The organism is Paenibacillus sp. NPDC055715 (assembly GCF_053617595.1).
Genome location: NZ_JBSHGA010000013.1, coordinates 85102 through 92202 on the forward strand (window position 1 = coordinate 85102; position 7101 = coordinate 92202).

The window sequence follows — 7101 nt, forward strand, 5'->3', positions numbered from 1 at the left end:
AATCCTTAAGGGACCTTTATTGCTATGCTATTTACTGTTCATCCGTACCTGATCGTCTTAATTCGCGCAGTGGATTGCCACCCACAAATGCTCCGGCCGGCACGTCTTTATGCACAACCGCCCCGGCGGCTACTATAGCTCTATCACCTATAGTAACACCGGGCAGAATGGTCGTATTGGCGCCGATTAACACATTATTCCCGATCATCACTTTACCAATACGATACTCCTGTATGAGATACTCATGCGCCAGAATGGTCGTGTTATATCCAATCACCGAATTATCCCCTATCGTAATATACTCCGGAAAAAAAACATCTACCATCACCATCAGGCCGAAGGCCGCATGCTGCCCTACCTTCATCCCAAGCACTCTGCGATAAATGACATTCTTCCAGGAAAGCACGGGACAATACCGGGCGATCTGTATAAAAATAAAGTTTTTAATCCCTTTCCAGCGGCTTACCGTCCGGTAAATCTGCCACAGCGCATTGGGACCTTCCACGGGATAGCGGTCAACCTTCCTCACGATACATCGACACCTTGAAACTCCAGCTTCAGTAAATCCCGCATATCATGCAAAATGTAATCCGGTCCATATCCCCGCAGAGTTTCTTCACCCTTCAGCGACCAGGCTACACCCGCCGATTTCACGCCTGCGGCTTGAGCCGATAGAATATCAAAGGAACTGTCTCCAACCATCAACGTATGCTCCGCTTTGGCGTTCAAGCCAGCCAGCGCTTTAAGCATAGGTTCTGCGTGTGGTTTCGGATGCTCTACGTCGTCCACTGTCACAATATAATCCATAGAGGAAGTCAGATCGAACAAATCAAGCACACGAATCGTAGAGGGTCGTATTTTAGTCGTCACGACACCCAGCTTAATTCCTCGCGCACGCAACTCCTGAATAACCTCGATAACATACGGAAATGGCTTCACCGATTGGTCGTGATGGAGCAAGTTATAAGCACGATAGCCTTTAACCAGTTCCGACACATCCGTTAATCCCGAAAAAGTACGAAGCTGGTCATCCAGCGTTCCGCCCATATGAGAGATAATATGCTCCCGCGTCAGCGGATCAGCGTCCGGGTGATTCAAAATGTGCAGAAATGAGCTGATAATCAGCTCATTCGTATCCATAATCGTTCCATCCAAGTCGAATAAAACCGTATTTATCATAGATGCTCCTTCTTGTCCTCGTCCATGTCTTCCTTGTGTAGCTTATCCGGCGCAGCCGTTTTCGGAGGAATCGTATCTTGACCCGGGCGGGAAACCTGTTCCGGCGTCACGTCAGGTATCTGATCGACTCCTACCTTGCTGGAGACAATCGGATCGCTATATTTCGGAACAGATGCACCCTTACGACGACGAACCACGATGAAAATCACAGCAGCTACAACAATGAAAATAGGGAGCAGTTGCGAGATCCGTACATTACCGTAACTCGGGTCCAGATGCCCTGGTTCAAACCCCAGCCATACCATGGGAGCCCACAAAGCATTCACAAAAGAAGCCAGCCAATCCGGTCCCTGAAAAGCCAAACTATCCGTCCGTACACGCTCGATGAAAAAGCGGCCAATCGAGTACCAAATGAAGTAAAACGCAAACATTTCACCTGCACGTACAAATTTCATACGTCGAATGGCGAGCAGCAGAATCACACCTACAATACTCCACAGGGATTCATACAGGAATGTGGGATGGTGAAACACCCCGTTAACGTTCATTTGATTCACAATGAAATCCGGCAGATGCAGTTGATTCCGCAAAAAGCTTTCTTCCGTTGGTCCACCATAGGCTTCCTGATTGACAAAGTTACCCCAGCGGCCAATCGCTTGACCAATCAACAGACCTGGCGCACAAATATCCGCAACCCGCCAGAAATTATAACCCTTATAGCGGAAATAGATGACTGCGCATATAATCGCGCCGATCAATGCGCCGTATATCGCAATACCGCCATTCCAGATTTTGAAAACATCCCATAGATTATCTCGATAATCTTCCCATTTGAAGGCTACATAATAAATACGCGCTCCAATAATAGCCGAAGGAACGCCCAGCAGCAGCATATCCATAAAAAATTCCTGCGGAATGCCATATCTCTTACCTTCACGAATGGCGAGATATAAACCCACAAGCGCCGCCAGCCCCAATATAAGCCCGTACCAATGGACCTTAATGGCCCCGATTGAAAAAGCAATCGGATTCAGCAGTAATGTTGCCGTTGACATATGTTTCTCTCACTCCTTGTTCTTCCTTGCAAACGACTGAACCTTAATCCATATCTTCCATATCTTCAGAAATTGTAGCAGTCAGCTTGTTCGTAAATTGCAGAGCTGCATTCACGCCCATTTGCTTCAAACGATAGTTCATTGCCGCCACCTCAATAATAACGGCCAAATTTCGGCCTGGACGAACTGGAATCGTAACGAGCGGAACATCTGTGTCAATAATGCGTGTCGTTTCTTCATCCAAACCAAGACGGTCATACTGCTTGTCCTGCTGCCATGCCTCCAGACGGACAACCAGCGTAATCCGCTTGTTGTTACGAACTGCACCTGCACCAAACAGCGTCATCACATTAATAATGCCCACGCCGCGAATTTCCAGCAAATGACGAATTAGTTCCGGCGCCGTACCATGCAACTGAAAATCGGACGTCTGTCGGATTTCCACTGCATCATCTGCTACCAGACGATGACCCCGTTTAACCAGCTCTAGTGCTGTTTCGCTTTTACCAATTCCACTGCTGCCCGTAATGAGCATACCTACACCATACACATCACACAACACACCATGAATCGTGGCAGTAGGAGCCAGCTTTCTTTCAAGAAAACCCGTAATGCGACTTGATAAAATCGTCGTGGCCATATTAGTTCGCAATACAGGAATATCCCATTCAGCACTTGCCTCCACTAGCTCTGCAGGTACTTCCAGACCGCGTGTGATGATGATACACGGAGTCAACTCCGTACATAGACGCTGCATCCGATCCTTTCTTTCCTCAGGAGGAAGCATACCGAGAAAAGCCAGCTCAGACCTTCCCAAAAGCTGCACCCGCTCCTGCGTGTGGTATTCAAAATACCCGGCCATCTCCAGCCCCGGACGATTCAAATCATCCACCGTGATCAGCCTGTGCAGACCTTTCTCACCGGAAATAACCTCCATTTGGAATTGCTGTACAAGCTCAGAAACTTTTACCTTTTTAGCCATCGTATTCTCCCCTTCATCCTGCATGCCGGATTCTATACGTGATCTTATTTATGTAGCTTCACCCTATCAACCAAATAGCCCACCGCCAGCTCAACCTATGCCAGCCCAAGTCTCACCTTTTCAACATGATTTCGGGCTACCTGTGTTCATGAAGTTGGACTTGTCCAATGTTCGCCTTCAATAATCCAGCCGACAATCCATACCTGAACCCCTACCAATGTACCCATCGTATCGGAATTTTCCAATGAATGCAATGCCGAAGCTGGAAGCTGAATGGGATATACAAAAAGAGCCGCCTTTCCCCGGTCGGGAAACTACGGCTCTACTCCATAGGTTAATTTTATTCGCCAACCAGGATGCTCAATTCCGATTCCTTATCAAAAATATGAACCTTGTTCATATCGACAGCCAACTTCGCTTTGACACCATCACGAGTATTGGAACGTCCGTCTACACGTGCAATAATCGTATCATTTCCGGCGCCACTCAGGTACAACAGCATTTCATGACCAAGATTTTCGGTTACATCCACAGTGGACGTAAAGATTGTATTCGGAGAAGCCTCCAAAAATACAGGCTCTTCATGAATATCCTCAGGACGGATGCCCAGAATAACTTCTTTACCGACATGACCCTTGGCTTTCAAAATCTGTCCCTTACCCTCAGGCACGAACAGATCCAGACCCGGTGCAGTGAAATGTAGTGCGCCGTCCTTCTCAGTCAGCTTACCTGTGATGAAGTTCATCGTAGGAGAGCCGATAAAACCAGCTACGAACAGATTTACTGGACGGTTGTATAGCTCATCCGGTGATGCGGCTTGCTGAATAATGCCATCCTTCATAACAACAATCCGGTCGCCCATCGTCATTGCTTCGACCTGATCATGCGTTACGTAGATAACGGTCGTTTCCAGACGTTTGGCCAGCTTCGTAATTTCTGCACGCATTTGACCACGCAATTTGGCATCCAGATTGGACAATGGCTCATCCATCAAGAACACTTGCGGGTCACGTACAATCGCACGTCCCAAGGCAACACGCTGGCGTTGACCACCTGATAACGCTTTCGGCTTGCGATCTAGGAGATGCTCGATATCAAGGATTTTAGCCGCCTCACGTACACGCTTATCAATTTCGTCTTTCTTCACCTTGCGGAGCTTCAGACCAAAAGCCATGTTCTGGTATACGTTCATATGCGGATACAAGGCATAGGATTGGAAAACCATCGCAATATCGCGATCCTTTGGAGCTACGTCGTTCACAACACGATCTCCAATGTACAATTTGCCATCCGAGATTTCTTCCAGACCAGCGATCATACGGAGCGTAGTAGATTTACCACAACCGGAGGGACCCACCAATACGAGGAATTCTTTATCTTGAATGTCCAAATTGACATCAACAACCGTAGCTTTATCTGCACCCGGGTATTTTTTGAAAATATGCTCTAAGCGTACACCTGCCATAGCTTTTGCCTCCCCGAGATCAAGTATTGAAATCGAATACATTTCTTACATGTATCTTACCCTAGTACCCACTGCGTGGCTATTCGCAAACTGCACAAAAATGCTATTCCCTTTTTGTCACTTTGTACAATAGTAGAAAAAGCTTGATCAAAACTGCATCATTAAACGTCCGCACATCCAATCCGGTCTCCTGTTTAATTTTGTCCAAACGGTAAATTAACGTATTCCGGTGGACATATAGGCGCTTAGCCGTCTCGCTCACATTGCAATCCAGTTGAAAAAAGATATCCAATGTAGCCATCGTTTCAGCGTCCTCCAATATGACGGACGACCGCATTACCTGCTCCAAAAATTGCACGCGTTGCTCCTTCGGAATACGGTTTAATAACCTCTCCAAATGCAACTCCCATGAAAAGTGGATGTGCTCTGTTACATGAAAAATTTTTCCAAGATGGATCGTCTCCCATAACAAATTCAGCTCTTTGGGAAGACTTTGCAATGGTATAGACGGCTTGGATACCGCCAAATGAAATACACCTACCCACTCATTTGCGATAAGCTCGTATAAACCCAGGCTGAAAGCCGTAAGAACCTCCTCCAGCGATTCCGTAAAATCGGCATCCCTGATTTCGACATCCTTATCCTGGTCGTCTTCTGTTCCCAACAGTAGTTCCTTTTTAGCCATAACCAACCAGGACTGTTCATCCAGCGGAGTAAGCAGCACATCCCCGCCAAAATAACTGGCTAACAATCGATGTAGCTGCGTGTAGGGAATAGCGCCCCCCTGTGTTCCTTCACCAGTCAGTACAATAGGAACCATACACGCCGACAGCGAATCCCGAAGCCCCAACTCATCTGGAACCTCTTCTTTATTCTGTAGGTTGGCAGCCTGCTGTATGAGCCATTGTCCAAAACGCTTCATTCGCTCTTCCTCAGCATATACCGGATTATCGGGCCGTTGCGTGCCCGTCCCGTCCTGCCAGCATTGCTCCATGTTCCAGAGTAGCGCCTCAATCAGCTTCCGTTCCCGATCCGCCAAATGCTTTGCTTCTACCGCAAAGGCAGCCAATTCTCCTGCTACCGTTCGGAACGGAAAATATATTTTGCCATCACGTACAAATGACTTATCTGGTACAGCCAATTCTGCCGGCTGGCCTTCTGCAGTCATTTCCGGACACCAAGGTAGTATGGTAAAAGGTGCTTGAATAATATTCTGAAGCTGTTGCTGTATCCATTCCGTATCCAAAGCCACGCGATCACCACTTCACTTTTTTTAGAATAACCTCTAAGCGAACATAATGAACTCATTATAACCTGTCGATACCTTATAAATAAAAAAGCTAACAAGAAACATAACCTAAATCCATGCAGAAATGCATACAAAAAAAGTCATCAACTTATAGTTGATGACTTTCGATGAGCCATGAAGGACTCGAACCTTCGACACCCTGATTAAAAGTCAGGTGCTCTACCAACTGAGCTAATGGCTCGTAAGACTGGTGGAGGATGATGGATTCGAACCACCGAACCCGTAAGGGAGCAGATTTACAGTCTGATGCGTTTGGCCACTTCGCTAATCCTCCATATAAAGGTGGCTCGGGACGGAATCGAACCGCCGACACGAGGATTTTCAGTCCTCTGCTCTACCGACTGAGCTACCGAGCCATATCCATTAACAAAAAATAAAGTGCGGAGGGATACCCCTTCCCACTTTAACACAACAACCATCATAATAAAAAATGGCGGAACTGACGGGATTCGAACCCGCGATCTCCTGCGTGACAGGCAGGCATGTTAGGCCTCTACACCACAGTTCCGTGGATTTTTTTAAAAAAATGGTGCCGGCGAGAGGACTTGAACCCCCAACCTACTGATTACAAGTCAGTTGCTCTACCAGTTGAGCTACACCGGCACGATGGTGGAGGCTGAGGGGATCGAACCCCCGACCCTCTGCTTGTAAGGCAGATGCTCTCCCAGCTGAGCTAAGCCTCCTGGGTATGTATGGTAGCGGCGGAGGGGATCGAACCCCCGACCTCACGGGTATGAACCGTACGCTCTAGCCAGCTGAGCTACACCGCCATAATATAATATTTCGCCAGCTTTTCCTAAATGGCGGAGAGAGAGGGATTCGAACCCTCGCACCACTTTCGCAGTCTAACCCCTTAGCAGAGGGTCCCCTTATAGCCACTTGGGTATCTCTCCATATAAATGGACTCACTTAGCAAATATTCCACCAGTTATTCTATAATCACCAGAGTGAATTAGAATACCAAGCGTAATTTCAAGGTGTTACACCCTGAAAACTGGATCCGAAACTCCATTGCATTTTAAACTTAGGATAAGCCCTCGACCGATTAGTATTGGTCAGCTCCATGCATTACTGCACTTCCACCCCCAACCTATCTACCTCGTCGTCTTCA

6 protein-coding genes, 8 tRNA genes and 1 rRNA gene are annotated in these 7101 nt (G+C 47.3%); all 15 read right to left on the reverse strand.

Translation table 11 applies throughout. The features are described 5' to 3' along the window. Positions 1 to 31: 31 nt before the first annotated feature. The gene (locus ACWGOO_RS18745) at positions 32 to 529 is read right to left on the reverse strand and encodes an acyltransferase (RefSeq protein WP_452485889.1); all 498 of its coding nucleotides are present in this window, start codon (positions 527 to 529) and stop codon (positions 32 to 34) included. Continuing rightward, complete coding sequence (gene ppaX, locus ACWGOO_RS18750; RefSeq protein WP_452485891.1) at positions 526 to 1179, reverse strand: pyrophosphatase PpaX; 654 nt, start codon at positions 1177 to 1179, stop codon at positions 526 to 528. Before ppaX ends, ACWGOO_RS18745 begins: the two co-directional genes overlap by 4 nt. Beyond that, positions 1176 to 2234, reverse strand: a complete 1059-nt coding sequence (gene lgt / locus ACWGOO_RS18755; protein WP_452485893.1) for a prolipoprotein diacylglyceryl transferase — start codon at positions 2232 to 2234, stop codon at positions 1176 to 1178. The genes ppaX and lgt overlap by 4 nt, the downstream gene beginning before the upstream one ends. Before the next feature lie 43 nt (positions 2235 to 2277). After that, positions 2278 to 3216: an HPr(Ser) kinase/phosphatase gene (gene hprK, locus ACWGOO_RS18760; RefSeq protein WP_452485895.1), complete on the reverse strand. Its 939-nt coding sequence runs from the start codon at positions 3214 to 3216 to the stop codon at positions 2278 to 2280. 340 nt (positions 3217 to 3556) lie between these two features. After that, entirely contained in the window at positions 3557 to 4681 is a 1125-nt protein-coding gene (locus tag ACWGOO_RS18765; protein WP_452485897.1) for an ABC transporter ATP-binding protein, read from the reverse strand. Positions 4682 to 4784: 103 nt separating this feature from the next. After that, a complete protein-coding gene (locus ACWGOO_RS18770; RefSeq protein WP_452485898.1) occupies positions 4785 to 5933 on the reverse strand; it encodes a PucR family transcriptional regulator in 1149 nt (382 codons plus the stop codon). Between the two features lie 165 nt (positions 5934 to 6098). Beyond that, positions 6099 to 6171, reverse strand: a tRNA-Lys gene (locus tag ACWGOO_RS18775). Between the two features lie 7 nt (positions 6172 to 6178). Then, positions 6179 to 6264, reverse strand: a tRNA-Tyr gene (locus ACWGOO_RS18780). A 9-nt stretch (positions 6265 to 6273) separates the two neighbouring features. After that, positions 6274 to 6346, reverse strand: a tRNA-Phe gene (locus ACWGOO_RS18785). Positions 6347 to 6421: 75 nt separating this feature from the next. Further along, positions 6422 to 6498, reverse strand: a tRNA-Asp gene (locus tag ACWGOO_RS18790). A gap of 19 nt (positions 6499 to 6517) precedes the next feature. Next, positions 6518 to 6593, reverse strand: a tRNA-Thr gene (locus tag ACWGOO_RS18795). 4 nt (positions 6594 to 6597) lie between these two features. Further along, positions 6598 to 6673, reverse strand: a tRNA-Val gene (locus ACWGOO_RS18800). A 10-nt stretch (positions 6674 to 6683) separates the two neighbouring features. Then, a tRNA-Met gene (locus ACWGOO_RS18805) sits at positions 6684 to 6760 on the reverse strand. 31 nt (positions 6761 to 6791) lie between these two features. After that, positions 6792 to 6883, reverse strand: a tRNA-Ser gene (locus ACWGOO_RS18810). A 132-nt stretch (positions 6884 to 7015) separates the two neighbouring features. Continuing rightward, a 23S ribosomal RNA gene (locus ACWGOO_RS18815) occupies positions 7016 to 7101 on the reverse strand; the annotation flags it as partial.

What these genes read in the sequence shown, in the direction of transcription:
- ppaX (WP_452485891.1), bottom strand. Translation starts at nt 1,179, where the DNA reads ATGATAAATACGGTTTTATTCGACTTGGATGGAACGATTATGGATACG.
- lgt (WP_452485893.1), bottom strand. Translation starts at nt 2,234, where the DNA reads ATGTCAACGGCAACATTACTGCTGAATCCGATTGCTTTTTCAATCGGG.
- hprK (WP_452485895.1), bottom strand. Translation starts at nt 3,216, where the DNA reads ATGGCTAAAAAGGTAAAAGTTTCTGAGCTTGTACAGCAATTCCAAATG.
- ACWGOO_RS18765 (WP_452485897.1), bottom strand. Translation starts at nt 4,681, where the DNA reads ATGGCAGGTGTACGCTTAGAGCATATTTTCAAAAAATACCCGGGTGCA.